Origin of the sequence: Streptomyces sp. URMC 124 (assembly GCF_051386455.1) — a bacterium.
GTDB lineage: Bacteria > Actinomycetota > Actinomycetes > Streptomycetales > Streptomycetaceae > Streptomyces.
In genome coordinates this window covers 1-23429 of the sequence record NZ_JBPQTS010000122.1, presented here as the reverse complement: position 1 = coordinate 23429, position 23429 = coordinate 1, and the positions used below count along the sequence as shown (strand labels likewise).

Annotated in this window: 19 protein-coding genes; 12 read left to right on the top strand and 7 right to left on the bottom strand. The window is 74.0% G+C overall.

The features are described from left to right. From ACSNOG_RS23300 to ACSNOG_RS23285, 4 genes are all read right to left on the bottom strand, one after another. On the bottom strand, positions 1 to 559 hold a 559-nt coding region (locus ACSNOG_RS23300; RefSeq protein ID WP_436754646.1), incomplete at its 3' end, for an ABC transporter permease. Continuing rightward, positions 556 to 1305 carry a molybdate ABC transporter substrate-binding protein gene (modA, locus tag ACSNOG_RS23295; protein WP_436754645.1) on the bottom strand — a complete coding sequence of 250 codons (750 nt, stop codon included), beginning with the start codon at positions 1303 to 1305 and terminating at the stop codon, positions 556 to 558. The genes modA and ACSNOG_RS23300, both read right to left, overlap by 4 nt. Before the next feature lie 13 nt (positions 1306 to 1318). Further along, complete coding sequence (locus tag ACSNOG_RS23290; RefSeq protein WP_436754644.1) at positions 1319 to 1711, bottom strand: TOBE domain-containing protein; 393 nt, start codon at positions 1709 to 1711, stop codon at positions 1319 to 1321. Between the two features lie 72 nt (positions 1712 to 1783). Continuing rightward, entirely contained in the window at positions 1784 to 4396 is a 2613-nt protein-coding gene (locus tag ACSNOG_RS23285) for a lysylphosphatidylglycerol synthase transmembrane domain-containing protein (RefSeq protein ID WP_436754647.1), read from the bottom strand. 230 nt (positions 4397 to 4626) lie between these two features. Here ACSNOG_RS23285 and ACSNOG_RS23280 point away from each other — a divergent pair, with 230 nt between their 5' ends. From ACSNOG_RS23280 to nudC, 5 genes are all read left to right on the top strand, one after another. Beyond that, positions 4627 to 4995 carry an MGMT family protein gene (locus ACSNOG_RS23280; protein ID WP_436754643.1) on the top strand — a complete coding sequence of 123 codons (369 nt, stop codon included), beginning with the start codon at positions 4627 to 4629 and terminating at the stop codon, positions 4993 to 4995. A gap of 198 nt (positions 4996 to 5193) precedes the next feature. Further along, complete coding sequence (locus ACSNOG_RS23275) at positions 5194 to 8571, top strand: ATP-dependent helicase (protein ID WP_436754642.1); 3378 nt, start codon at positions 5194 to 5196, stop codon at positions 8569 to 8571. A 119-nt stretch (positions 8572 to 8690) separates the two neighbouring features. Continuing rightward, on the top strand, positions 8691 to 12377 hold the full coding sequence (locus tag ACSNOG_RS23270; RefSeq protein ID WP_436754641.1) for a UvrD-helicase domain-containing protein: 3687 nt from the start codon (positions 8691 to 8693) through the stop codon (positions 12375 to 12377). Between the two features lie 82 nt (positions 12378 to 12459). Continuing rightward, positions 12460 to 13887, top strand: a complete 1428-nt coding sequence (locus tag ACSNOG_RS23265) for a dipeptidase (RefSeq protein ID WP_436754640.1) — start codon at positions 12460 to 12462, stop codon at positions 13885 to 13887. Between the two features lie 56 nt (positions 13888 to 13943). Beyond that, positions 13944 to 14885 carry an NAD(+) diphosphatase gene (gene nudC, locus ACSNOG_RS23260; RefSeq protein WP_436754639.1) on the top strand — a complete coding sequence of 314 codons (942 nt, stop codon included), beginning with the start codon at positions 13944 to 13946 and terminating at the stop codon, positions 14883 to 14885. A gap of 50 nt (positions 14886 to 14935) precedes the next feature. Here the strand turns inward: nudC and ACSNOG_RS23255 are convergent, their stop codons facing one another. Beyond that, the gene (locus ACSNOG_RS23255) at positions 14936 to 15193 is read right to left on the bottom strand and encodes a mycoredoxin (RefSeq protein WP_179082537.1); all 258 of its coding nucleotides are present in this window, start codon (positions 15191 to 15193) and stop codon (positions 14936 to 14938) included. Between the two features lie 192 nt (positions 15194 to 15385). Here ACSNOG_RS23255 and ACSNOG_RS23250 point away from each other — a divergent pair, with 192 nt between their 5' ends. The 5 genes from ACSNOG_RS23250 (at position 15386) to ACSNOG_RS23230 (ending at position 19227) form a co-directional block, all read left to right on the top strand. Then, positions 15386 to 17590, top strand: coding sequence for an ATP-dependent DNA helicase UvrD2 (locus ACSNOG_RS23250; protein ID WP_436754638.1), 2205 nt, complete (start codon positions 15386 to 15388; stop codon positions 17588 to 17590). Positions 17591 to 17750: 160 nt separating this feature from the next. Next, entirely contained in the window at positions 17751 to 18083 is a 333-nt protein-coding gene (locus ACSNOG_RS23245; protein ID WP_436754637.1) for a hypothetical protein, read from the top strand. Between the two features lie 131 nt (positions 18084 to 18214). Then, positions 18215 to 18577 carry a WhiB family transcriptional regulator gene (locus ACSNOG_RS23240; protein ID WP_030366211.1) on the top strand — a complete coding sequence of 121 codons (363 nt, stop codon included), beginning with the start codon at positions 18215 to 18217 and terminating at the stop codon, positions 18575 to 18577. Next, positions 18574 to 18900 (top strand): hypothetical protein, encoded by a 327-nt coding sequence (locus tag ACSNOG_RS23235; protein WP_436754636.1) that lies wholly within the window; start codon positions 18574 to 18576, stop codon positions 18898 to 18900. Before ACSNOG_RS23240 ends, ACSNOG_RS23235 begins: the two co-directional genes overlap by 4 nt. 111 nt (positions 18901 to 19011) lie before the next feature. Further along, the gene (locus ACSNOG_RS23230) at positions 19012 to 19227 is read left to right on the top strand and encodes a hypothetical protein (RefSeq protein ID WP_436754635.1); all 216 of its coding nucleotides are present in this window, start codon (positions 19012 to 19014) and stop codon (positions 19225 to 19227) included. Positions 19228 to 19245: 18 nt separating this feature from the next. Here ACSNOG_RS23230 and ACSNOG_RS23225 read toward each other — a convergent pair whose 3' ends face one another. Together ACSNOG_RS23225 and ACSNOG_RS23220 are read right to left on the bottom strand one after the other, a co-directional pair. Next, positions 19246 to 20625 (bottom strand): ABC1 kinase family protein, encoded by a 1380-nt coding sequence (locus ACSNOG_RS23225; RefSeq protein WP_436754634.1) that lies wholly within the window; start codon positions 20623 to 20625, stop codon positions 19246 to 19248. A gap of 42 nt (positions 20626 to 20667) precedes the next feature. Continuing rightward, on the bottom strand, positions 20668 to 21831 hold the full coding sequence (locus ACSNOG_RS23220) for a ThiF family adenylyltransferase (protein WP_436754633.1): 1164 nt from the start codon (positions 21829 to 21831) through the stop codon (positions 20668 to 20670). Between the two features lie 189 nt (positions 21832 to 22020). Between ACSNOG_RS23220 and ACSNOG_RS23215 the strand changes: the two genes are divergently transcribed. Together ACSNOG_RS23215 and ACSNOG_RS23210 are read left to right on the top strand one after the other, a co-directional pair. Next, positions 22021 to 22617, top strand: coding sequence for a M48 metallopeptidase family protein (locus ACSNOG_RS23215; RefSeq protein ID WP_436754632.1), 597 nt, complete (start codon positions 22021 to 22023; stop codon positions 22615 to 22617). Positions 22618 to 22757: 140 nt separating this feature from the next. Next, a partial coding sequence (locus tag ACSNOG_RS23210) for a TerD family protein (protein ID WP_436754631.1) occupies positions 22758 to 23429 on the top strand: 672 nt, incomplete at its 3' end.

The following is a 23429-nucleotide window of genomic DNA, read 5'->3' as shown; positions in this document are numbered from 1 at the left end:
GGCCGGGCGCCACCATCGGCAGCGTGATGGTGCGGAAGACGCGCAGGGGCGCCGCTCCCAGGGACGTCGCCGTTTCCTCGTAGCGGGGGTGCAGGCCCGCCAGCGCTCCTTCGAGGCTGATCACGAGGAACGGCATGGCCACGAAGGCGGATGCTGTTACTGCTCCTGCTGTGGAGAAGGGGAGAGTGATGCCGAGGGATGCGAGGGGCGGGCCCAGGATGCCCCGGCGGCCGTAGCCCTGCAGGAGGGCCACGCCCGCGACCGTGGGCGGCAGCACCATCGGCAGCATCACCAGGCAGCGCACCAGGGACTTGCCGCGGAACTCCACCCTTGCCAGCAGCCACGCCAGCGGGACGCCCAGGACGAGGGAGAGCAGGAGCGCCCAGGCCGAGACCAGGAGGGAGAGCCCCAGGGCTTCGGTGACCGGTTGAGCGGTGAGGCGGGACGGGAGGGTGTTCCAGGGGGTGCGGGCGAGGATGCCGGCCAGCGGCAGGAACAGGAACGCCACCCCCAGCGCGGCGGGCAGCCCGAGCGCCAGCGGCGTGCGGGCCCTGGTCACGGCTGCTGGAAGCCCGCTGTACGCAGGAGCTTCTGGGCATCGTTCGTGCTGAGCCACTTGACGAAGTCTGCGGCTTCGGACTTGTGCTTGGAGGTCTTGAGGGTTGCTGCCGGGTACGACGCCACAGCGTTCTGGTCGTCCGGGACCGTGACGGTGGCGACCTTGTCCTTCGTCGCGTCCGTCACGTAGACGATCCCCGCATCCGCCTCGCCCAGGGAGACCTTGCTCAGGACGGCGCGCACGTTGGGCTCCTGGGAGACCGGCTTCACCGTGACGTGCTGAGCGTCCAGGATCTTCTTGCTGTAGCGGCCCACCGGCACTTCGGGGGCCGCCAGGACCACCTTGAGATCGCTCCGGGAGAGGTCGGAGAGGGTCTTGATGTTCTTGGGGTTGTTCTTCGCCGTGGCGATGGTCAGGCGGTTCTTTGCGATGACCTGGGGGGTGTTCGTCTCCTGGGACAGGTCGTTCATCGTTTTCGTGTCCGCCGTCACCAGCGCGTCCGCCGGGGCCCCCTGGCGTACCTGCGCCGCCAGTTCCTGCGAGCCCGCGAAGGAGAACTTGACCTTGGTGCCCGGGTGGTCCTTCTCGTAGGCCTTGCCGGCCTCTTTGAAGACGTCCGTCAGGGACGCGGCCGCCAGGACGGTGAGCTCCGTCGGGTCGTTCGCTTTGTCCTCGCTGCCGCAGGCGGCGAGGAGGGGCAGGAGCATCGTGCCTGCCAGGAGCGGCAGCGCGCGGCGAAGGTGCATCGGTTCTCCGTGGTCAGGTGCGGTCGATGTGCACGTTGGTGGCCTTCACCCGGGCCACTGCTTCCATCCCGACCACCAGTCCGAGCTCCTCGACGGCCTCGCGCGTCAGCAGGGAGACCAGCCGGTGCGGGCCGGCCTGGATCTCCACCTGTGCTGCGACGTCGCCGAGCTTGACGGCCGTGATGATGCCGGGGAAGGCGTTGCGGGCACTGGTGTACGCGTCCTCGCCTTCCGCCGCCTCCGCCGCGAGCGACACCGAGAACGCGGCCAGGTCGGCGCCGTCGATGTGCCGCTTGCCCGCCTCGTCGCGGCGCGTCGGTATCCGGCCCGCGTCCGCCCAGCGGCGGACGGTGTCGGCACTGACGCCCAGCAGCTTGGCGGCACGGCCGATCGTGTAGGAACGCATATGCGGCACGTTATGGCTGTGCGGTTCGTATTTGCAAGGCTGGAGGGGGAGCGGGCTTCTTATGTACCGGTCTTAGATCGCGCCCTTGCGGGTCAGGTGCGTGAAGCACAGCCAGCCCGGCAGGACCGGCAGCCACAGCGTCATCAGACGGAAGAGGAGCACCGCGGGGGTGCCCTGTTCCGCCGGCAGGCCCGCCACCGTCAGGGCGGCGGTCAGTGCGAGCTCCACCGCGCCGACGCCGCCGGGCGTCGGCGCCGCCGAACCCAGGGCGTTCGCCGTCAGGTAGACCACCGCGATGCTCGCGTAGCTCAGCTCGCCGCCGAACGCGCGGATCGCGGCGTCCAGGCACATGACGTTCGCGGCCGTCAGCAGCAGCATGCCGCCGATGCCCGAGAGGAGCTTCTGCGGGCGCTGCATGACGTCCAGCATGCGCGGGACCACGCCCGCGAACAGCGAGCGCAGGCGGGTCGAGACGAACTTCCGCAGGACGGGGATCGCCGCCACGACGAGCACCAGGACCGCGGCCGTCAGCAGGCCGCCGATGACCGTGCGGGAGGGGCCGAGCGAGGAGCTGCGCTCGGTGCCGGTCACGTAGCCGAAGGACAGCAGCAGCATGATGTGGCAGGCCAGGCCGAAGAGCTGGGACGCGCCGACGCTCGCCACCGCGAGGCCCGGGCGGACGCCCGAGCGCTGCAGGAAGCGGGTGTTCAGGGCCACGCCGCCGACCGCCGCGGGAGCGACCAGCTTGACGAACGAGCCGGCCACCTGGGCCAGCACCGTGCGGGCGAAGGCCACCTTCTCGGGCACGAAGCCCAGGAGGCTCAGGGCGGCGGCGACGTACGTCAGCGCCTGGAAGGCCACCGCGACCGCGACCCAGGGCCACTCGGCCTTGTCGACGAGGTCGCCGAACTGCACGTGGGTCAGCTGCGACAGGAGGAAGTACGCGGCGAAGGCGCCGGCGACGAAGCTGATCAGGGTGCGGGGCTTGATGCGCTCCAGGCGCACGGGCTCTATCGGGGCCTGGGGGCGGATGAGGAGCACCTGGCGGCGGATCTGGGCCAGCAGGTCCTCTTCGCGGGCCTCTTCCAGCGCCTCGTCCATGGCCCGCTTCTCGGCCTGGCGCTCGGCCTTGAGCGCCTTGCGCCCGCTGACCTCCTCCTCGGCCGCGGCCGCCTTGGCCTCCTTGGCGGCGTTCGCCGCCTCCAGGACCTTCTCGCGCTCCCGCTGGGACCGCTCGCGGGCGAGCTGGCGCAGGGTTCCCCGGCTGGTGCGGGTGAGGGCGATGGGCTGCAGGAGGGGGAGGCTGTCGGCGACGGCGTCGGGGCCGAGGACGGCCACGCCGGTGGCCACGGCGCGCTCGGCGCCGACCCGCAGGCCGAGCGTGACGAGCAGCTGGGCGACGTCCATGCGCAGCACGAGGTCGCCGGCCGCGATCTCGCCGCCGCGCAGGTCGGTCAGGACCACGTTGCCGGAACGATCCACCAGGAGGGCGTCGCCGTCGAGTCTGCGGTGCGCGATGCGGCGCGACTGCAGGGCGTGGACCTGGCGCCACGCGCCGGCCATGAGCTCGTCGGTGATCTCCTCGGTGGGCACCTGACCGAGGGGGCGGCCGCCGATGTGCTCGTAGACGAGCATGACGGCGTCCGGGCCCAGCTCGGAGGTGGCGATCAGCTTGGGCGCGTTGGCGCCGGCCGCGATGGCCGCGTAGGCCAGCAGGGCCTCCTGCTCCAGGGCCTGGCGCAGCGACTGCAGGCTGCGGCGCTGGTTGATGCCGCGCAGGGCCAGGCGCTGCCAGACCCGGTAGAAGAAGCCCTGCGCCTGCTGTTCGCGGTCGACGACCGTGACGTCCAGGGGCGGGCCGTCCTCCAGGGTGACGATGTAGCGGCGGCCCCGCTCGTGCGGCTCGGTGTCGTCGGCGCCGTCCTCGGCACGCAGGGCGGTGACCGGCTTGAAGCCGACGCGGCGCAGGCCCGTCAGCAGGTGGCGGCCGGTGGGGCGCACGTTGGGCGAGCCGACGGCGTAGAGCGTGCCGTAGGCGACCGTCCAGCCGATCAGGACGGTGGTGACGATCGAGAACGGGGTCGTGTAGCCGTTGACCAGGACCGCGAAGGCGTCCAGGAGGAGGACGGCCCACATGGCCACGCGCCAGCGGGGACGGCGGGACATGCCCACGGCCGTCATGTAGGCGATCACGGGGGCCAGGTAGCCGTGGACCGGGTCGGTGAAGCCGCCGGTGGGCGCGAGCTGGGTGAGGGCGGCGCGGATCGATTCGGGGGCCGTGCGGGCCACCCACAGGTCGGTGGCCAGGGAGACGCCGTGCGCGAGGACGGCGGCCAGCACGCCGTCGGCGATGCGCAGCCCGTCCCGCTTGATCAGCCGCTCGACGGCGAAGGCCACCGGGACGATGAAGATGGCGATGTTGGCCGCGAGGCCCGCGAAGCTCGCCAGCAGCTGCGGGGCGCGCCCCGTGCTCTCGTTGATGTCCTGCGCGAGCCCCGTGGTGGTGCCGTGCGCGAAGGCGGCGAGGGCGAGGACGAGCGCGATGCCGACGATGCCCAGGAGGAGCCGGAGCAGGTCGGCCGGGCGGTGCACGCGGGCGGGCAGCAGCGGCTCGTCGCCGGAGACCCGGTCGATCTGCACGCCGCCGTCATCGCACTCGTACGCCCCCGGCCCGGAGGAGGGCAGCTCTCGGGGAGCGCGGTCCCCCTCAGGAGGCTCCGCGCCCTGCTGCCGGTCCTTCTCGTCTTCTTGGTCTCGTATCACCTGTCACCGCCCGGAAGATGGTGGCATGGCCCCGCCGGGCGAGGGGGCATCAGGGTGCAATTCGGGGGCGCGGACTCCGGATCGTACGCCCTGTAGTGCGGTACCGCACTCTGCGTGATCACAGGCCGGGGCTGTCGGCGCGGTGCGGCACCATGGACCGGATGAGCGAGGACGAGGAGCTTCCCGAGTACGCGGAACGTGTGCTGGCCGTCGCCGAGCAGATCCCACCCGGGCGGGTGATGACCTACGGGGACGTCGCCGAGTGGCTGGGCGAGGGCGGGCCCCGGCAGGTCGGGCGCGTCATGGCGCTCTACGGCGGCCCCGTGCCCTGGTGGCGGGTCGTCCGCGCGGACGGCGTCCTGCTGCCCGGCCACGAGCTGCGGGCCCTCGCCCACTACCGCGAGGAGGGCACGCCCCTGCGCGAGGCCGCGCGCTCGGCCGAGGGGCACGTCCCCCGGATCGCCATGGCCCTCGCCCGCTGGGACGGCAGCAGCCCGGGAAGTGTGACTCCGCACACCTGACGCCACCCGCCGCCCCCGGCCGCCGGGCCCGGGCGGATCCGGTCTCACCCGAACGGATGAGACCGTGGAAGCCGTGCGCCGACTCCCGTGACGCCCTGCGCCCCGGACGCCGCCTGGCGTAGCGTCGGGAAGCGCCGTCATCCCCCGCCCCGCACGGCCGCACGACTCCCCGCACCCCCACCAGGACCGGCAACCCACGTGAGCTCCTTCCCGCCCTCCGGCTCGACCCGGCCGCAGCACCAGCAGGCGCGGCAGCCCTCCCCGGGCGCCTACCGCCTCGTGCGCACCCGGCCGGGCCCGACGGCCCTTCCTGAGCTGGACGCACGCCAGCGCGCCGTGGTTGAGCACGCCGGAGGGCCGCTGCTCGTGCTCGCGGGCCCCGGCACGGGGAAGACCACGACGCTGGTCGAGGCCGTCGCCGAGCGGGTGCGCCGGGGCACCCCGCCGGAGCGGATCCTCGTCCTCACCTTCAGCCGCAAGGCCGCCGTCGAACTCCGCGACCGCATGGCCGCCCGGCTCGGCGCGGGCGCCGCCGCGCCGCAGGCCACGACCTTCCACTCGTACTGCTACGCCCTCGTCCGCGCCCACCAGGACGCCGGCCTGTTCGTCGACCCCCTGCGGCTGCTGTCCGGCCCCGAGCAGGACGCCGTCGTGCGCGAGCTGCTGGCCGGCCAGGCCGCCCTGGAGCGCGCCGGCCGCTCCCGCGTGCACTGGCCCGACGAGCTGCGCGCGTGCCTGACCACCCGAGGCTTCGCCGACGAGGTGCGCGCCGTCCTCGCCCGCAGCCGCGAGCTCGGCCTGAGCCCCGGCGCCCTCGGCGACTTCGCCGCCCGCACCGGGCGGCCCGACTGGGCGGCCGCCGCCTCCTTCCTCGCCGAGTACCTGGACCTGCTCGACATGCGCGGCGTCCTCGACTACGCCGAGCTCGTGCACCGCGCGGTCCTGCTCGCAGAGCGGCCCGAGTCCGCCGCCGACCTGGCCGGCCGCTACGACGCCGTCTTCGTCGACGAGTACCAGGACACCGACGCCGCCCAGGTGCGACTGCTGCGGGCGCTCGCCGGAAGCGGCCGCACCCTCGTCGCCTTCGGCGACCCCGACCAGTCGATCTACGCCTTCCGGGGCGCCGACATCAACGGCATCCTCGACTTTCCCGACGCCTTCCCCCGCCGGGACGGCACACCCGCCCCCGTCGAGGTCCTCACCACCTCGCGCCGCTCCGCAGCAGCCCTCCTCGAGGCCACCCGGCTGCTCACCCGCCGGATGCCCCTCACCCGCCTCCCCGCGGACGCCGTCCGCGCCCACCGGGACCTCACGGCCGTCCGCGAGGGCGGGCGCGTGGAAGCCTTCACGTACCCGACGGCCGGGGCGGAGACCGACAACATCGCCGACATCCTGCGCCGCGCGCACCTGGAGGACGGCGTCCCCTGGCACGAGATGTCCGTCCTCGTCCGCGCGGGCTCCCGCTCCATACCGGCCCTGCGCCGCGCCCTGACCTCGGCGGGCGTCCCGGTGGAGGTCGACGGCGACGACATTCCCCTGCGCCGGGAACCGGCGGTGGCGCCACTGCTGACGGCACTGAGGGTGGTGGCGGAGGACGTCGCGGAGGACGTCGCGGAGGGCGTCGCGGAGGGCGTCGCGGAGGCCGGGACAGGGCCCGCGGGAGAGCCCGAGGAAGAGCCCGCGCCGCAGGCGCGGCACACCCCCCGCATCGACCCCGAGACCGCCCTCACTCTCCTCACGTCGCCCCTGGGCGGCATGGACGCAGCGGACCTCCGCCGCCTCGGCCGCGCCCTCCGGGACGAGGAGCGTGCCGCAGGCGAAGCCGTGCCCCGTCCCTCCGACACCCTCATCGCCGAAGCCCTCGCCGAACCGGAGCGCCTGGCCGTCCACGACCCCGCCTACGCCCGCGGCGCCCAGCGCCTGGGCGCACTGCTCCGCGCGGCCCGCGAGATCCTCACGGCAGGAGGCACCGCCGAAGAGGCCCTCTGGGCGCTCTGGGACGGCACCCCCTGGCCCGCCCGCCTGCAGCGCGCGGCCCACCGCGGCGGCGCCGCCGGCCGCAACGCCGACCGTGACCTGGACGCCGTGTGCGCCCTGTTCGAGACCGCCGCCCGCGCCGAGGAGCGCACCGGCGGCCGCGGCGCCCTGAACTTCCTCGACGAGCTCGAAGCGCAGGACATAGCGGCCGACACCCTCACCCGCAGGGCCGTCCGCCCCGACGCCGTACGCCTGATGACCGCCCACCGCTCCAAGGGCCTCGAATGGCGGCTCGTGGTCGTCGCGGGCGTCCAGGAAGGCCTCTGGCCCGATCTGCGGCGCCGCGGCTCGCTCCTGGAAGCCGACCGGATCGGCCGCGACGGCATCGCCGAGCCGCTCAGCCCCGGCGCCCTGCTCGCCGAGGAGCGCCGCCTGTTCTACGTGGCGGCCACGCGTGCGCGCGAGCGCGTGGTCGTCACCGCGGTCAAGGCGGCGGCCGAGGACGGCGACCAGCCCTCGCGGTTCCTGGCGGAGCTGGGCGTCCCGCCCGTCGACGTCACCCAGCGCCCGCGCCGCCCCCTGGCCGTCGCCGCGCTCGTGGCGGAGCTGCGCGCCACCACCGTCGACCCCGCCGCGTCGGACGCCCTGCGGGCCGCCGCCGCGGAGCGCCTCGCCCGGCTCGCGGCCCTGCGCGACGAGGAGGGCCAGCCGCTCGTACCGGCCGCCCACCCGTACCGCTGGTGGGGCCTGCACGAGCCGACCCACAGCGAGGTGCCGCTGCGCGACCGCGCCCGGCCCGTCGCCCTGTCCGGTTCGGCCCTCGGCCAGCTGGGCACCTGCTCGCTGCAGTGGTACCTGGGCCGCGAGGTGAAGGCCGACGCGCCCGCCACCGCCGCCCAGGGCTTCGGCAACGTCGTGCACGTCCTCGCCGACGAGGTGGCCTCCGGCCGGACCCCCGCCGACCTCGCCGTGCTCATGGAACGCCTCGACTCCGTCTGGGACGCGCTCGCCTTCGACGCCCCCTGGAAGTCGGCGCAGGAGAAGGAGAACGCCCGCGCGGCCCTGGAGCGCTTCCTGCGCTGGCACGTCATGGAGCGCGGCGGCCGGGCACCCGTCGCGACCGAGCACGCCTTCGACGTGACCCTGAAGGCCGACGACTACCTGGTGCGCATCCGCGGCTCCATGGACCGCGTCGAGGCGGACGACCACGGCCACGCCTACGTGGTCGACTTCAAGACCGGCAAGGGCACCGTCTCCGCCAAGGACGTCGAGCGCCACCCGCAGCTCGCCGTCTACCAGCTGGCCGTCGAGCACGGCGCCGTCGACGAGGTCTTCGACGGCCCCCGCCCGCGGCCCGGCGGCGCCGAGCTCGTCCAGCTGCGCCAGGGCGCGGCCAAGCGGGACGGCGGCGACGCCGTGCCGAAGGTGCAGGCCCAGGAGCCGCTGGGCGAGGGCGAGTGGGTCGGCGGGCTGCTCGCCGAAGCGGCCGGCCGGGTCCTGGAGGAGCGGTTCGCCCCCCGCCCCGGCCGGCACTGCTCGCACTGCTCCTTCCGGGCCTCCTGCACCGCCCGCCCCGAGGGCCGGCAGGTCGTCGAGTAGCCCGCCGTCCCGGCCCCGTCGGCAGGCCCGCGGGCAGGTCCGGCGCGACGCCCCCCCGCAGACCCCTCTGACCTGCGGCGATGCGGGGCTGTCAGTGGTGGCGGCTAGCGTGGTGTGCCGTGACCCCGCGCCTGACCGACCCCGAGCAGCTCAAGGAGCTCCTCGGCATCCCGTTCACCCCGGAGCAGACGGCCTGCATCACCGCGCCGCCCGCCCCGCAGGTCATCGTGGCCGGCGCCGGGTCCGGGAAGACCACGGTGATGGCCGCGCGCGTGGTCTGGCTGGTCGGCACCGGGCAGGTCGCCCCCGAGCAGGTCCTCGGCCTCACGTTCACCAACAAGGCGGCCGGCGAGCTGTCCGAGCGCGTCCGCAAGGCCCTCGTCGCCGCCGGCGTCACCGACCCCGAGCCCGTGGCCGCCGACCCCCACCAGGCACCGGGCGAGCCGCAGATCTCCACGTACCACGCCTTCGCCGGACGCCTCCTGAAGGAGCACGGCCTGCGCATCGGCCTGGAGCCCGGCGCCCGCCTCCTGGCGGACGCCACCCGCTTCCAGCTCGCCGCCCGCGTCCTGCGCGGCTCCCCGGGCCCCTTCCCGGCGCTCACCCGCTCCTTCGGCGACCTCGTCGCCGACCTCCTGGCCCTCGACGGCGAGCTCGCCGAGCACCTCGTGCCGCCCGAGCGCCTGCGGGCCCACGACCGCGAGCTGCTGGCCGCCCTGGAGAGCGCCCGGCTCACCAACGCCGACCTGCGCAAGGTCCCCGAGACCGCCCGCGCCCGCCTGGAGCTCCTGGAGCTCGTCGGCGGCTATCGCGAGGAGAAGCGCAAGCGCGACCTCCTCGACTTCGGCGATCAGATCGCCCTCTCCGCCGAGCTCGCCCGCAGCCGCCCCGAAGTCGGCCGCATCCTGCGCGAGCAGTTCGCGGTCGTCCTCCTCGACGAGTACCAGGACACCTCCGTCGCCCAGCGCCTGCTGCTCTCCGGCCTCTTCGGCGGCGGCACCGGCCACGCCGTCACCGCCGTCGGCGACCCCTGCCAGGCCATCTACGGCTGGCGCGGCGCCTCCGTCGCCAACCTGGACGACTTCCCGCAGCACTTCCCCTTCGCCGACGGCAGCCCCGCCCGGCGCTTCGCCCTCAGCGAGAACCGGCGCAGCGGCGGCCGCCTCCTCGACCTCGCCAACGGCCTCGCCGCCGAGCTCCGCGAGCGCCACGAGGGCGTCGAGGCCCTGCGCCCCGCCCCCGGCGCCGAGCGGGACGGCGTGGTGCGCTGCGCCCTGCTGCCCACCCACGCCGAGGAGCTGGAGTGGCTCGCCGACTCCCTCGCCCACCTCGTGCGCACCGGCACCCGCCCCGGCGACATCGCCGTCCTGTGCCGCACCGCGGCCGACTTCGCGCAGATCCAGGCCGCGCTCGTGCGGCGCGAGCTGCCCGTCGAGGTCGTCGGCCTGTCCGGGCTGCTGCACCTGCCCGAGATCGCCGACCTCGTCGCCGTCTGCGAGGTCCTCCAGGACCCCACGGCCAACGCCTCCCTGGTCCGGCTGCTGATCGGTCCCCGCTGGCGCATCGGCCCCCGCGACCTCGCGCTCCTCGGCCGCCGCGCCCGCACGCTCGTGCCCCACGGCAGCGCGGGCGACGATCCCGAGCGCCGCCTCGCCGAGGCCGTCGAGGGCACCGACCCCGCCGAGACGGTCTCCCTCGCCGACGCCCTCGACACCTTCCTCGCCGCCGACGCCCCGGGCACCCCCGCGGACGGACTGCCCTTCTCGGCCGAGGCGCGCGTCCGCTTCGCCCGCCTCGCCGCCGAACTGCGCGACCTGCGCCGCTCCCTGGCCGACCCGCTGATGGACGTCCTCCACCGCGTCCTGGCCGTGACGGGCCTGGAGGTCGAGCTCTCCGCCTCGCCGCACGCCCTGGCCGCCCGCCGCCGCGAGACCCTCTCCCACTTCATGGACATCGCCGCGGGCTTCGCCGCCCTCGACGGCGAGACCACCGTGCTCTCCTTCCTCGGCTTCCTGCGCACCGCCGCGCAGTACGAGAAGGGCCTCGACAGCTCCCTCCCCGGAGGGGAGGACACCGTCAAGGTCCTCACCGCGCACAAGTCCAAGGGCCTGGAGTGGGACGTCGTCGCCGTCCCCGGCCTCGTCGAGCGCACCTTCCCCAGCGAGCAGTCCCGCGACTCCTGGACCGCCCAGGCCAAGGTCCTCCCGCACGCCCTGCGCGGCGACGCCGACACCCTGCCCGACGTCGCGGCGTGGGACGCCAAGGGCATGGCCGCCTTCAAGGCCGCCATGAAGGAGCACCAGCGCATCGAGGAACTCCGCCTCGGCTACGTCACCTTCACCCGCCCCCGCTCCCTGCTGCTCGGCTCCGGCCACTGGTGGGGGCCCGACCAGAAGAAGCCCCGCGGGCCGTCCGCCTTCCTCGAAGCCCTCCGCGCGCACTGCGAGGCCGGCCACGGCGAGATCGAGGCCTGGGCCGCCCCTCCGGAGGAGGGCGCCGAGAACCCCGCGCTGAAGGAGGACGAGACCGACCGCTCCTGGCCGCTGCCCCTGGACCGGGACTCCCTCGCCCGCCGCCGCGCCGCGGCGGACGCGGTGCTCGCGCACCTGGAGCGCCTGGAGAGCGCGCCCGCGTCCGCGGGGACGCCGGTGCTCGCCGACGGCGTCCGTGCGTCCGCCGTGGATCCCGGCCCCGCCGACGACCCGGAGTGGCCGACCCCGCCGCCGGACGACGAGGACTACGACTACGACCACGAGTACGACCACGACTACGACGCGTTCGCACCGGAGCTCGCCCCGTACGAGGACGAGTTCCTGGCCGACCCCGGCGTGTGGGAGGCCTTGCCGACGGACCGCCCGGATCCGGCCGCTGGCGGCGGCCTCCGCACCTCGGGCCTGCCCGTTCCGGCTCTTGGGGGCCGGGGCGGAGCCCCGGGAAACGGTGAAGGGGCGGGACCGGGGGATTCCACTCCGCCGCAGCGGCGCACCACTCCCACCGGGGAGCCCGGCGGCGCCGAAACCACCACCGCCTCGCTGCTGCCCGGACCCCGGCAGGAACCGAGCGCCGGAGCCCGGGCCGATCGCACTCCGGCGTCCGGCCTCGCGCCCGAAGAGGCCCGCCTCGCGGCCTCCTGGGACCGCGATCTCGACGCCCTGGCGGGCGAGCTCCGCCGGGCACGCGCGCGTGAGCGCGACGTGCCTTTGCCCGCCTCCCTCAGCGCCTGGCAGCTGGTCAGGCTCGCCGCGGACCCCGACGGGTTCGCCCGCGAGCTCGCCCGGCCCATGCCGCGCCCCCCGCAGCCCGCGGCCCGCCGCGGCACGCGCTTCCACGCCTGGATCGAATCCCGCTTCGAGCCGCTGCCCCTGCCCCTGCTCGGCCCCGACGAGCTGCCCGGCGGCGCGGACGACGGCTTCGCCCCGGAGATCGCCGACGAGCAGGAGCTCACCGAGCTCAAGGAGGCCTTCGAGCGCACCCCGTACGCCCGGCGCGTCCCGCACCGCATCGAGGTGCCCGTCCAGCTCACCCTCGCGGGCCGGATCGTCCGCGGCCGCATCGACGCCGTCTACCGCGACCGCGGCCCCGGCGGCGACACGTACGAGATCGTCGACTGGAAGACCAGCCGCACCCACGACGCCGACCCCCTGCAGCTCGCGATCTACCGCGTCGCCTGGGCCGAGCAGCACGGCATCCCGCTGTCCTCCGTCACGGCCGCCTTCGTCTACGTGCGCGACGGCGAGACGGTCCGCCCGGACGGCCTCCCCGACCGCGCGGAACTGGAGCGGCTCCTCCTGGGGGAGCAGCCGTGAGCAGGGGATATGCCGGAAGGTGTGTCCCGCGGTACGCCGGGCCGGTCATGGTCACGCCGTGTGTCCGGATAGGCTCGACGGCATGAGCGAGACTCCGGACAGCGCCGTCCGCGCGTTTATCGAAGGCCACCGCGCCGCGTTCCTCGACGATCTCGTCGAGTGGCTCCGCATCCCCTCCGTGTCGGCCGACCCCGGCCGCTCCGAGGACGTGCGCCGCAGCGCCGACTGGCTGGCCGCGAAGCTCACCGAGACCGGCTTCCCGACCGCCGAGGTCTGGGAGACCGACGGCGCCCCGGCAGTGTTCGCCGAGTGGCCCTCGGGCGACGAGGGGGCCCCGACCGTCCTGGTCTACGGCCACCACGACGTCCAGCCCGCCGCCCGCGAGGACGGCTGGCACACCGAGCCCTTCGAGCCCGTCGTCAAGGACGGCCGGCTGTACGCCCGCGGCGCCGCCGACGACAAGGGCCAGGTCTTCTTCCACACCCTCGGCGTCCGCGCCCACCTGGCCGCCACCGGCCGCACGGCGCCCGCGGTCAACCTCAAGCTGCTCATCGAGGGCGAGGAGGAGTCCGGCTCGGAGCACTTCGCCGACCTGGTCCGGGCCCGTGCCGACCGCCTGGCCTGCGATGCGGTCATCGTCTCCGACACCGGCATGTGGTCCGAGGACACCCCGACCGTCTGCACGGGCATGCGCGGCCTCGCCGACTGCCAGATCGACCTCTACGGCCCGGACCAGGACATCCACTCCGGCTCCTTCGGCGGTGCGGTGCCCAACCCCGCCATGGAGGCCGCCCGGCTCGCCGCCGCCCTGCACGACGAGAACCTCCGCGTGGCGATCCCCGGCTTCTACGACGGCGTCGTCGAGCTCACCGACCGCGAGCGCGAGCTCTTCGCCGAGCTGCCCTTCGACGAGAAGCAGTGGCTGCGCGCCGCCCACTCGCACGCCCCCCTGGGCGAGGCGGGCTACAGCACGCTGGAGCGCATCTGGGCCCGCCCCACCGCCGAGGTCAACGGCATGGGCGGCGGCTACCAGGGCCCCGGCGGGAAGACCATCGTCCCGTCCACCGCCCAGCTGAAGCTGTCCTTCCGGCTCGTGGCCGGCCAGGACACCGGCCACGTCCAGGAGGCCGTGCGCCGATGGGTGGCCGACACCCTCCCGCAGGGCATCCGCCACGAGATCACCTTCTGGGGCGCGACCCGCCCCTGCCTGACCCCGCTGGACCACCCGTACCTCCGGTCGGTCGTGCGGGCGATGGAGCGCGCCTTCGGCAAGAAGGTCCGCTTCACCCGCGAGGGCGGCTCCGGCCCCGCCGCGGACCTGCAGGACGTGCTCGGCGTCCCGGTGCTCTTCCTCGGCATCTCGGTGCCCTCGGACGGCTGGCACGCGCCCAACGAGAAGGTCGAGCTGGACCTCCTGATGAAGGGCGTCGAGACCGCCGCCCACCTGTGGTCCGACCTCGCGGCCGGGGAGACGTCCGGGACGGGGCCCGGGGGAGGGCTCGCCGGCTAGTCCGCGCAGCACAGACGACCATTCGCAGGGATTCGTAGGGGGAGTTGGAAGCAGCAGTGACCACCTGGACCGATCTCTCGGCCGCCCGGCCGATCACCCTCACCGCCGACAGCGGCATCGACCGTGCCGCTCACCACCGTCTGGACGAGGCGTGGCTCGCCGCGGCCTGGAGCCACCCCTCCACGAGAGTCTTCGTGGTCTCCGGCGGCCAGGTGCTGATCGACGACACCCCCGACGGCCGCACGGAGCTCGTGATGACGCCCGCCTTCGAGGCGCCCGTCACCGAGACCCACCGCTACTTCCTCGGCCAGGACGCGGACGGCATCGCCTACTTCGCGCTGCAGAAGGACGCCCTGCCGGGGCGGATGGACCAGTCCGCGCGACCGGCCGGGCTGCGCGAGGCGGGCCTGCTGCTCTCACCGCGCGACGCCGGGCTGATGGTGCACGCGGTGGCCCTGGAGAACTGGCAGCGGCTGCACCGCTTCTGCTCGCGCTGCGGCGAGCGCACGGTCGTCGCGGCCGCGGGCCACATCCGCCGCTGCCCGGCCTGCGGTGCCGAGCACTACCCGCGCACCGACCCGGCCGTGATCATGCTGGTCACCGACGGGGAGGACCGCGCGCTGCTCGGCCGCCAGATGCACTGGCCCGAGGGCCGCTTCTCCACGCTCGCGGGCTTCGTCGAGCCCGGGGAGTCGCTGGAGCAGGCGGTGCGGCGCGAGGTCGCCGAGGAGGCGGGCGTCGTCGTCGGGGACGTGGAGTACGTCGCGAGCCAGCCCTGGCCGTTCCCGTCCAGCCTGATGCTCGGCTTCATGGCGCGGGCCACGTCCTGCGACATCCAGGTCGACGGCGAGGAGATCCACGAGGCGCGCTGGTTCTCGCGCAAGGAGCTGCGGGCCGCCTTCGCCTCGGGGGAGGTCCTGCCCCCGACCGGCATCTCCATCGCGGCCCGGCTGCTGGAGCTCTGGTACGGCGAGCCGCTGCCGCAGAGCCAGCCGTAAGGCGAAGGCCCCGGTCCGCGGACCGGGGCCGTTCTGCGTCCGCGCTCGCGTCAGGACGCCAGGGCCTGCTTGACCTGCGCCAGGGACGGGTTGGTCATGGTGACCGGGGCGGCGCCGCTGAGCGGGTTCACCAGGACCGTCGGGACCGTCTGGTTGCCGTCGTTCGCCTTTTCCACGAAGGCCGCCGACTCGGCGTCGAGCTCGATGTTGATCTCGTTGTAGGCGATTCCCTCGCGGTCCAGCTGGCTCTTCAGCCGGCGGCAGTAGCCGCACCAGGTGGTGCTGTACATCGTCACGGTGCCCGACATTCGACCTCGTGCCCCTTCTTTCGGTGATGGTGTTCCGGTCCGTTCCCGGTCGTGCCGTGGGTACCGATCCGGGTGTTGTTCCGGTGGTAGAACGTGCACCCGTCCGCAGCCATTCCCGTATTCGTAGGACTGCCGCGGCACCCTTGTGGACAACATTCCCGGTCGCCCCGGCGGACCTGGCAGCATGGCGGGGTGACAGCAGCAACGCACTCCACCCTCTTCCCGCCGGTCCCGGACTCCCCGGACGCGGTGCTCGACGGGCTCGACCCCGAGCAGCGCGAGGTGGCGACGGCCCTCGGCGGCCCGGTGTGCGTGCTGGCCGGCGCCGGCACGGGCAAGACCCGCGCGATCACCCACCGCATCGCCTACGGCGTCCGGTCCGGGGTGCTGCAGCCCTCCAGCGTGCTCGCCGTCACGTTCACCAACCGCGCCGCCGGTGAGATGCGCGGCCGCCTCCGCCAGCTCGGCGCCGGCGGCGTCCAGGCGCGCACGTTCCACTCGGCCGCCCTGCGCCAGCTGCAGTACTTCTGGCCGAAGGCCGTCGGCGGGGAGCTGCCGCGCCTGGCCGAGCGGAAGGTCCAGATCGTCTCCGAGGCCGCCGCCCGCTGCCGCGTCCGCCTCGACCGCACCGAGCTGCGGGACGTGACGGGCGAGATCGAATGGGCGAAGGTCACCCAGACCGTCCCCGAGGACTATCCGGCGGCGGCCGCCAAGGCGGGCCGCGAGATGCCCCGCGACCCCGCCGAGACCGCCCGGATTTACGCGGCCTACGAGCAGCTCAAGCGCGACCGCGGCGTGATCGACTTCGAGGACGTCCTGCTGCTGACCGTCGGCGTCCTGCAGGACCGGCACGACATCGCCGAGACCGTCCGCCGCCAGTACCAGCACTTCGTCGTCGACGAGTACCAGGACGTCAGCCCCCTCCAGCAGCGCCTCCTGGAGCTGTGGCTGGGCGACCGGGACAACCTGTGCGTGGTCGGCGACGCCAGCCAGACCATCTACTCCTTCACCGGCGCCACCCCCGACCACCTGCTGAACTTCCGCACCCGCCACCCGCACGCCACCGTCGTCAAGCTCGTCCGGGACTACCGCTCCACCCCCCAGGTCGTCCACCTGGCCAACGGCCTGCTCTCCCAGGCCCGCGGGCGCGCGGCGGAGCACCGCCTGGAGCTCGTCTCCCAGCGCGAGGCCGGCCCCGAGCCCGTCTACGGCGAGTACGCGGACGAGCCGGCGGAGGCCGAGGGCACCGCCCGCCGCGTCCGGGACCTGATCGACTCCGGCGTGCCCGCGAGCGAGATCGCGATCCTCTACCGCATCAACGCCCAGTCCGAGGTCTACGAGCAGGCCCTCGCCGATGCCGGCGTGCCCTACCAGCTGCGCGGCGCCGAGCGCTTCTTCGAGCGGCCCGAGGTGCGCGAGGCCGGGCTGCTGCTGCGCGGCGCCGCCCGCGCCGGCGGGGGCGACGCCCAGCTCGCCGGCGCCGATGACGTCCCCTCCCAGGTGCGGGCCGTCCTCGGCACCCGCGGCTGGACGCCCGAGCCGCCCGCGGGCTCGGGGGCGGTGCGGGACCGCTGGGAGTCCCTCGCGGCCCTCGTGCGCCTCGCCGAGGACTTCGTCCGGGCCAGACCCGGGGCCGGCCTCGCCGACCTCGTGGCCGAGCTCGACGAGCGGGCGAGCGCCCAGCACGCCCCCACCGTCGAGGGTGTGACTCTCGCCTCACTTCACGCCGCCAAGGGCCTCGAATGGGACGCCGTGTTCCTCGTCGGCCTCGCCGAGGGCATGATGCCGATCACATACGCCAAGACGGACGAGCAGATCGAGGAGGAGCGCCGCCTCCTCTACGTCGGCGTCACGCGGGCCCGCCGCCACCTCTCCCTGTCCTGGGCGCTCTCCCGCACGCCGGGCGGCCGCCCCTCCCGGCGCCCCACCCGCTTCCTGAACGGCCTGCGGCCGGGCTCCGCGGCCGTCCGCCCCGGCCCCGGCGCGCCCGGTGGCACGGCGGGCGTCGAGCGGGGTCCCGTCCGCCGCCGGCAGCGGGGCTCCGCCCGCTGCCGCGTCTGCGGCCGCACCCTCACCGACGCGGGCGAGATCAAGCTCATGCGCTGCGAGGACTGCCCCTCCGAGCTCGACGAGGCGCTCTACGAGCGGCTGCGCGACTGGCGCGCCGGGGAGGCCGGCCGGCTCGGCCAGCCCGCCTACTGCGTCTTCACCGACAAGACGCTGCTCGCCATCGCGGAGGCCGTTCCGGGAACCGAAGCGGAGCTCGCGCGCATCTCAGGGGTGGGAGGACGCAAGCTCGACTCGTTCGGTGCCGACGTCCTCGCTCTGTGCGCAGGCACCTACGTGACGTCGGAAGACGCGTCCCAGGACGCGTCCGAAGAATCTCGCGAAAAATAGTTTGCGCACGCGGACGGCATACCCATAGCCTTCCGAGCACGGAGACAACGGCTCTTCCGGGAGCTGGCGGATCCGTGCTGTACTGAACCAGCTGCACTGAACTTAAAAGCCCGGATCTGTTCCCACAGGTCCCCGAAGACGCCGAGAGGAGGCGAGACCAATGATCAGCTTCAAGACCAGCAACAAAATGACCGATCGCCCGGTCATCGCCGCCCGTCCGCTCGGCTTCTCCTTCGTCTCGCTCCGGGGCACCGGTCTGTCCATGTCCGGCGCCGGTTTCGCTCCGATCAACGGCTCCGCCCTGATCAACGAAACCTCCCTGATCAATGAGCGAGCGACCAAGGCGTCCGCGGTAAAGGCAGCAGCAGCGGCACAGGCCCAGGCCTATGCCCTTGCGGCGACGACCAACGGCGCCGGATCCGTCAGCACGCAGCACCAGCACCAGACGATGTGGGCCTTCCGTGGGCTCGAACCCTGGAGAGATCCAGCCTGATCGGCATGATCAGGTCGGCACCTTCCAGGGCCGCGGAACCCACACCGGGATCCGCGGCCCTTTTGTTTGCCCCCTCACCGAGGGGAACCAGCCCGGCCACGAGCCGGAAGACAGACGAGGAAAGAGACACCGTGCAACTCAAGGCACACACCCCGTCAGTAGCGACCGACCTGATCCCCCCGCCCGTCCCCACGGAGGACACCTTGACCCCCCTCACCGCCCTGACCGACCTCGACGACGCGATCGAGAACCTGGGCACCCCCGTCCCCTGCCGCAGCTACGACCCGGAGGTCTTCTTCGCCGAGTCGCCCGCGGACGTGGAGTACGCCAAGTCGCTCTGCCGCACCTGCCCGCTGCGTGAGGCCTGCCTCGCCGGCGCGATGGACCGCCGCGAGCCGTGGGGCGTCTGGGGAGGAGAGCTCTTCGTCCAGGGCGTCGTGGTGGCCCGCAAGCGGCCCCGTGGCCGTCCGCGCAAGAACCCGGTCGCCGCATGAACGTCTTCGGCACCATCGACCGCCCCACCACGCACGACCCCAAGAAGCAGGATCCGACGATGCACCGCCCCACCGCCGAGCTCTTCGGCCCCGAAGCCCCCACCCGTGACGCCTTCAGCGCGATCGCCTCGCGCCAGAACAGGAACCTCGAAATGCAACTCATCCCAGAAGCCCTGGCCCGTGCCCATATGCACGAGCGACTGAGGGAGGCCGAGTCCGAACGCAGGGCCACTCGGCTGGCCGCCGCCCGGCGCATGCAGCGCCGCGCCGAGCGCGCCTCGATGCGCGCCCGCCGGGCCCTGGCCATGGCGGTCATGCACTGACCGCCCCACCCTCGCACCACCCCCCGCGGGGCCGGATCCGAACGGACCGGCCCCGCGGGGCATTGGGTGCGTTGTGCCCTCCCGGCCCCTTCGCGGGGATATCGTCGGGGAGTGGACCAGAAGACGCATGAATCAGTGCAGTTGGACCCTGAGGCCACCGAGACCGACGAGACCATCGCCTGCGCTCGCTGTGGCACCCCCGCCGACGGTGCGCCGCCGACCTGGACCTGCTCCTTCGAGAACGGCAGCCGCCGCTACTTCTGCGACGACTGCGCCCGCGCCAACATCAGATCGATTGAAGGCCGCCTCGACTCCTCCTGGTGGTGAGGCCGGGCCCCGGCCCCGTCAGGCAGGCGTCTCCCGGCTCTCCTCCGGCACGCCACCGCCCGCCGCCGCGAAGCCGGGCACCCACGCCTCCATCTCCTCGCGCAGCCGCACGGTCGCCCCGAGCTGGCACAGCACCCCGATGGTGCTCATCGTCACGCGGTGTATCAGCAGATACGCCGGCGGCAGATTGAGCTGGCGGGCGAGCTGGTACGCGGGGGAGCGGGGGTCGGCGATCCGCGTCGCCTGGGCGCGCATCCAGCCCCGGGTGAAGGTGAACTCGGCCGCCTGCGCCGGTTCGATGATCGGCAGCAGATAGTCGAGCACGGCTCCCGGATCCAGCTCGATCTCCGGCTTGACGAACCCCTCGTCCCGCAGCAGCTCGTGGACCGCCTCGGCCTGCCCGTCCAGCGTCAGCCGCAGCGCGGTGCCGATCTCCGGCGGGAGGCCCTGCGGCAGCCGGTCGACCGTGCCGAAGTCCAGCACGCCCAGCCGCCACTTCTCCGGCGGGCCGTCGGGGTCGTCCCCGGTGAGCAGCCGGAAATTGCCCGGATGCGGGTCGGCGTGCAGCAGCCCGGTGCGCGCCGCGCCCGAGAAGAGGAAGCGCGCCAGCAACTGGCCGGCCCGGTCCCGCTGCTCCTGGGTGCCCTCCGCTATCACCTCGGACAGTGGCAGCCCTTCCATCCACTCGGTGACCAGCACCTGATCGCTCTGGTGCACCACCGCCGGCACCACCACGTCCGGATCACCCGCGAACTCCTGCGCGTGGGCGTCCTGGGCCCGTGCCTCCAGGGCGTAGTCCAGCTCTTCGGAGACCCGGTCGCGCAGTTCGGAGATCAGCGGCTTGATGTCCATGCCCGGCACCAGCGGACCCAGCAGTCTCGCGAACCGCCCCAGCTGGGTGAGGTCCGACAGCAACGCCTCGCCCGCCCCCGGATACTGCACCTTGACCGCGACCTGCCGGCCGTCGTGCCACACCGCCCGGTGCACCTGCCCGATCGAGGCGGCCGCCGCCGGGCGGTCGTCGAACTCCTCGAACAGATCCCGCCAGTCCGCGCCGAGCCGCTCCGCCAGGGCCGCGTGCACCGTCTTCACCGGCATGGGAGGGGCGGCTTCCTGAAGCTTGGTCAGGGCGGCCCGGTAGGGCCCGGCGATCTGCTCGGGAAGCGCCGACTCGAAGACCGACAGGGCCTGGCCCAGCTTCATCGCACCCCCCTTGAGCTGCCCGAGCGTCGCGAAGAGCTGCTCGGCGGTGCGCTGCTGCAGCTCCGTCGCGATGAGCTCCGCCGGCCGGCCCCCGATGCGCTTGCCGAGCCCCAGGGCCGTGCGCCCCGCGAACCCCAGTGGCAGCGCGGCCAACTTGGCGGTGCGCGTTACCGCCTTGCGGGGTAGATCAGACATTCGCCCCTCCAACTAGCTGAACAGCCACGCCGCGGACGGCGGTTACCTGCTCATTGTCCCGTGCGGTGCCCCCGTGGCCGCGGCATACCCGGGATCCGGGGAACGCGCCGCGCCGCAGGGGCATCGCGGATGCGGCTCGACGGGCCGCGGGGACCAGGCCGGACCGGGCAGAGCCAGCTCCAGCCGCACCCCCGCGCTCGCCGGGGACCCACCGTCGAGGAAGGCCAGTGCCCGCGCCACGGTCAGCCCCGCCACAACCGTGGCCAGTGCCATGTCGCACGACGGTACCCCCGAGCCGCGGCCGGACCTCCACTGGGCGAGCATCCGCGGCCAGGCGGGGTCGCGGCCGGCCCGCCCCAGCTCGATGCAGCCCGCGCACGCCGTCCCGCCGGGGAGCACCAACGGGCCCACCAGGCCGGTGGCTTCCAGGACCCCCGCATACAGGTGCGGGATGCCCGAGGCGAGCAAGTCCTGCGCGGCGCCGGGGTCGGGTGCGTAGGCCGCGAGCCCGTCACGCGGGGCGAAGACCACCAGTGCCAGCGGCGGCTCCGGCTCACCGCCCTGCCGGGGCCTGCGGCGCACCCACGGCGCCGCCGCCCGCACGGCCCGCCGCGCCGCGGTCTCCCGCCGCTCCCCGGCCCGCGCGGGGTCCAGCCCGCCGGGCCCCGCGTCCCAGGGCTCCACGCAGCCGCCGTCCATCACGTCGACCACGCCCACCCCCGAGGCCGACAGCAGCGCCGCGACGGCCGTGCCCACCCGCCCGGCCCCCCGCACTTGCACCCGCATGGCCCGCCGCGCCGCCATGAGCCGCATCGCCTCGCCCGGCCCCGGGTGCAGCACGGAGAGCGACGCCAGGTCGGGCCGCAGCCGGTCCAGTGCCGGCCCCGTCTCCCGCAGGGCGGCCGCGGCCTCCCCACCGCCGCGCGCATCATCGAGCAGCCCGGCCGCGGAGAGCCGCTCCACCAAGGCGTCCGCCCGCCCCTCCGGCAGCCCCACGGCTCTCGCCTCCTCGCGCAGGAGCGGCATTCCGCGCGTGCCGTCGAGCAGGGTCAGGAAGCTGCCCGTGGCCGTGTCCACCGGACCCACCGCCACGGCGTGGGCCGGGGCCACCCCGAACTGGACGGTGTCGCGATTGCGCCAGCTGCGCCGCAGCGCGGGCTTGAGCATGGGATGAGCGGTGGTCTTCCGGACGGCGGTCTTCTGCATGGTCCCCCCTCGGTCGGCACGGTCCTGCCCTCGAGCGACTCCAGCATGGACCGTCCGCGCGATCACCGTACGAAGTTATCCACACGCACGGTGTGATGGTCGTACAAGTCCGGCCCCCGCGGGGTCTTTGCCTCCGACAAGGAGTGATGGGCGGGACTTCACGAGCCGCCAGCCGGTAACGTCGGGGCCGTGCCCGTCGACCCTCTGCACAGTGCCGCACGACCGCCGCGCAGCGCTCCCAGCCCGCTCACCGGCGGCGGCGAGCCCGGAGCGGTCGAGGTCCGGCGGAGCGCGCGCCGCCGCAGGACGGTCTCCGCGTACCGCGAGGGGGACCGCACCGTCGTCCTCATCCCCGCCCGCATGTCGGAGGCCGAGGAGCAGCGCTGGGTGACGGTGATGCTCGACAGGCTCGCCGCGCAGGAGAACAAGCGGATGCTCGGCGACGCCGAGCTCGCCGAGCGCGCCGCCCGCCTGTCCGGCCAGTACCTGGGCGGCCGGGCCCGTCCCGCGACCGTCCGCTGGGTCACCAACCAGAACACCCGCTGGGGCTCGTGCACCCCTGCGGAAGGCAGCATCCGCCTCTCGCACCGGCTGCAGGGGATGCCCGAGTACGTCCTCGACTACGTCCTCCTGCACGAGCTGGCACACCTGCTCGTCCCCGGCCACGGCCCCGGCTTCTGGCGGCTCCTCGACGCCTACCCGCGCACCGAGCGCGCCCGCGGCTACCTCGAAGGCGTCGTGGCCGCCGACCGGCTGCCGCACCTGCCCGCAGCGCGCGGCGAATGAGCCGGGCCCGGCGCCGGCGGGCCCCGGAGGGGGACACGGCCGGTCCGGAGTCGGATGAACCAGTCCTCAGCCGTTAGCCTGACGCAACGCATTCATCACACGTTTTCATCGCACGTTCGGATGGGGGACGGTCGTTACGCATGGCCAGGGAATTCCAGCGCGGCCACAAGGCCAAGATCAGTGACCTGACGGCGGGGACCGATCTGTACGTGGGAGTGCAGATCGCAGGTCCCGGCCTGACCTTCGACATCAGCTGTTTCGGCCTCGACGCCGCGGAGCGGCTCTCGGACGACCGGTACTTCGTCTTCTTCAACCAGCCCAAGTCGCCCGAAGGCGCCATCCAGCAGCTCGGGGCGCAGGCCGGTGACACGGAGTCCTTCCGCGTCACCCTCGACCAGATCCCCGCGCACGTCCAGCGGCTGTCCTTCACGGCCACCCTCGACGGCGCGGGCCAGATGTCGCAGGTCGCTCCCGGTTACCTCCGCATCGTGGCCGGCGGCGAAGAAGTCGCGCGCTACTCCTTCACCGGGACCGAATTCAGCACCGAACGCGCGGTGATGCTCGGCGACCTCTACCTGAAGGACGTCTGGCGCTTCGCCGCCGTCGGCCAGGGCTTCGACGGCGGGCTGGAGGCACTGCTCCGGCACTTCGGCGGCGAGGTGCTCGAAGAGGAGCCCCAGCCCGAGGCGCAGGCCCCGGCCGCTCCCGCGCCCGCCGCGGCGCCCGCCTTCGCCCCTCCGCAGCAGGCGGGCCCGCCTCCGGCCTTCGCCGCGCCCGGTGCGCAGGCCCCCGCCCCCGTACCGCCCCAGGCC